Origin of the sequence: Protofrankia sp. CiP3, assembly GCF_917627345.1 — a bacterium.
Taxonomy (GTDB): domain Bacteria; phylum Actinomycetota; class Actinomycetes; order Frankiales; family Frankiaceae; genus Protofrankia.
In genome coordinates, this window is the sequence record NZ_CAKJTM010000157.1 from 1,679 (window position 1) to 5,063 (window position 3,385).

The 3,385-nt window shown below is 68.7% G+C and carries 1 protein-coding gene; it reads right to left on the minus strand.

The features are described from left to right. On the minus strand, window positions 1-3,334 hold a 3,334-nt coding region (locus tag MJ797_RS24965; protein ID WP_239341903.1), incomplete at its 3' end, for a type I polyketide synthase. Between the last annotated feature and the right edge of the window lie 51 nt (window positions 3,335-3,385).

Below are 3,385 nucleotides of genomic sequence, written 5' to 3' on the forward strand. Positions count from 1 at the left end.
ATGCTCCAGCGAGCAACGCCTCGACCTGATCACGATCAGCGACGTCGCAGGCCACCATCCGCACCTGGGCGCCGGCGGCCTGTAGCTCGGCGCGCAACCGTGCGGCTCCTTCAGCGGCCGGGCCTCGCCGTGAGACCAGCATCAGATTCCGGACTCCGTGTGCGGTGACGAGATGCCGGGCTACGAGGCCGCCCAACGTCCCAGTCCCACCGGTCACCACCACGCAACCGGCACCCACACCCCCAGCCAGGAGATCCTCTTCAACGACTCGGGCAAGCCGAGGCACCTCGACCGGACCCTCCCCCAGCCGAATCTCCCGCTCCCCATCAGCGGCAGCCTGCTCCAGCACACCCGTGAGATCCGGAAGCCCCGCAGCCTCAGAGCCGAGATCCACCAGCAGGATCCGGCCGGGATTCTCCGACTGCGCCGAGCGCACCAACCCCGCCACCGCGGCCGCGACCGGGTCACCACCCGCACCCCGAACCACCACCGCCAACCGAGCCCCACCAAAAGCCGACCCGGACGTGAACGCCTGCAACACCTCCAACACCCGCGCCAACACCACCCGCACCCGCACCAACTCACCCGGCTCAGAACCAGCGGCAAGCGGATCCACATCGAGAACCAGCCACTCCGGCACGTCCTCGACCAAGGCCTCCAGACCCGCCACATCCGTGATCGCGGCGCTGCTCGGCCGGCTCGCGCCATCAACCTCGCCGCCGGACAGGGGGCTCCAGTCGACGGCGAACATCGCACCGCGAGCGGGGGCGGTGGGAGCGTTGAGCTCGGTGGCGGTGATGGGCCGTGAGGTGAGGGCTCCCAAGGTCAGGACCGGCTCGCCCGCGGTGTCGGCCAGGTCCATCGCCAACCCGCCGGGGCCCAGGGTCGCGCGGATCCGGAGGGCGGTGGCGCCGGTGGCGTGGAGGATGACACGGTTCCACGTGAACGGCATGAGTGTGTCGCCGGTAGGCGGGGTGGTGGCCGTGGGCAGGTGGAGGGCGGCTTCGAGGAGGGCGGGGTGGATTCCGTATCCGTCGATATCGGCGCCTTCGGGGAGGGTGACCTCGCCGAACAACTCCCCTTCCCACACCCAGACCGCTGTCAGGCCCTGGAACAGCGGCCCGTACCCATAGCCGTCATCGGCGAGCCGCTCATAGAAATCGTCCAGAGACACCCGACGTGCTCCCGACGGCGGCCATGCCTCGAACGCCGCCGCCTGCGCCCCAGCGACACCGGCGGTGGGAGTGAGGAAGCCCTCGGCGTTGCGCTGCCACTCCTGCGTTCCGACCAGGCGCGAACTCACCGTCACCGGCCGACGCCCAGCGGAGTCGGTGTCGGCATCGGTAACGTGCACCTGAATCTCGACGACACCGGACGTCGGGATCAGCAGGGGGGCGTGGATGACGAGCTCATCCAGCACCGAACAATCCACCCGATCCCCAGCGGCGATGGCAAGCTCGACGATCGCGGCGCCGGGAACGACCACGGTGTCGGTGATCGTGTGCTCGGCCAGCCACGGATGGGTGTTCAGCGACACCCGCCCGGCCAGCATCACCCCACCCGGAACCTCGACCGCCGGACCCAGCAGCGGATGCCCACCGGCCACCTGACCGGTACCGGCAGCAGCAGGAGCGAGCCAATAACGATCCCGCTGGAACGGGTACGTGGGCAGCGGAACGACCCGACCGGGAACGGCGGCACCGGGAATCAACGCGGCCAGAGCAGCCTGCGTGACCGGCCCGCCCACAGTCCACAACTCCAGCAACCCGGCGATGACCGCATCCGGCTCCGGCTGATCCCGACGCGACAACGCCACCGCCGCAACCGGATGGTCACTGGTCCGGGCGAGAGAGGTCAGACTTCCATCCGGACCGATCTCGACCAGGAAGTCGCCCCGGGCTTCGGTGAGGGCCTCGGCATAAGGGACGGGTTCACGGACCTGCCGCACCCAGTACTCCGGCGACGTCCACTCCCGTCGTCCGGCCGCCGACGGCTCCCGATAGGCGACACCCGCAGCGACAGCGGCGAACTCCTCCAGCATCGGATCCATCAGCGGTGAGTGGAATGCATGACTGACCGGCAGCAGCCGCGCTCGGATCCCCGCACCAGCCGCTAGAGCGACGATCTCCTCAACTGCGGCCTGCTCTCCGGAGACCGTCACGGCTCGCGGTCCGTTGACAGCGGCGACCCACGCACCAGCACGGTCGGCCAACAACTCCGCGACCCGTTCCTCACTTGCGGCCAGCGAAGCCATCCCACCCCCCGCCGGAAGCGACTGCATCAGACGAGCCCTGGCAGCCACCAAACGCGCGGCATCCTCCAGAGTCCACACACCGGCCACGAACGCCGCAGACAGCTCACCGATCGAATGACCGACCAGCGCATCCGCACGAACACCCCACGACTCCACCAGCCGCCACAACGCGACCTCGAAGGCGAACAACACCGACTGCGTGTACATCGTCTGATCCAGCAGACCCGCCAGATCAGAACCCGCATCAGCGAAGGCGACCTCACGCACCGAACTCAGCGCCGCATCACCCAGCTCCGCATCCAACGCCGCACAGACCTCGTCAAACGCAGCGGCGAACACCGGGAACGCGGCACACAGATCCCGGCCCATCCCCGCACGCTGAGCACCCTGACCAGCGAACGTGAACACCACCCGCCCCGCCGAACGCGCGACCTGCTCTCCGCCTGAAGAGGCAGCCATCGCGCGGAGTTTCACCACCGCCTCATCCAGGCTCGCGGCCACGACTCCAGCCCGGAACTCCCACACCGAACGGGACGTCAACAGCGCACGCCCCACATCACCCAAGCTCGATACGGGCTGCTGTTCGAGGAAGTCGGCCAGCTGCCCGGCAGCGGCGCGCAAGCCTTCCGGCGACCGCGCCGACACCACCAACGGCACCACACCCGACGTCTCAGGAGCGTCCATGTCGACCGGTGCGTCCGAGGCGAGGACAGCAGCAGGGATGTCGGGAATGTCCGGCGCCTGTTCCAGGATGACGTGGGCGTTGGTGCCGCTGAATCCGAACGAGGAGATCCCAGCCCGGCGCGGACGCCCGCTCGAGGGCCACTCACGCTCCTCGGTCAGAATCCGCACATCACCAGCCGACCAGTCGACCTTCGACGACGGCGTCTCAGCATGCAGAGTCCGCGGCAGAACCCCATGCCGCATCGCCAGGATCATCTTGGCGATCCCGATCACTCCCGCCGCGGCCTGAGAATGCCCGATGTTCGACTTCACCGACCCCAACCACAACGGCTCCCCGCCCTCACCGCGATCGCCGTACACCGCCAACAGCGCCTGCGCCTCGATCGGATCACCCAAAGCCGTCCCCGTGCCATGAGCCTCGACCGCATCCACCTCAGCCGGAGACAA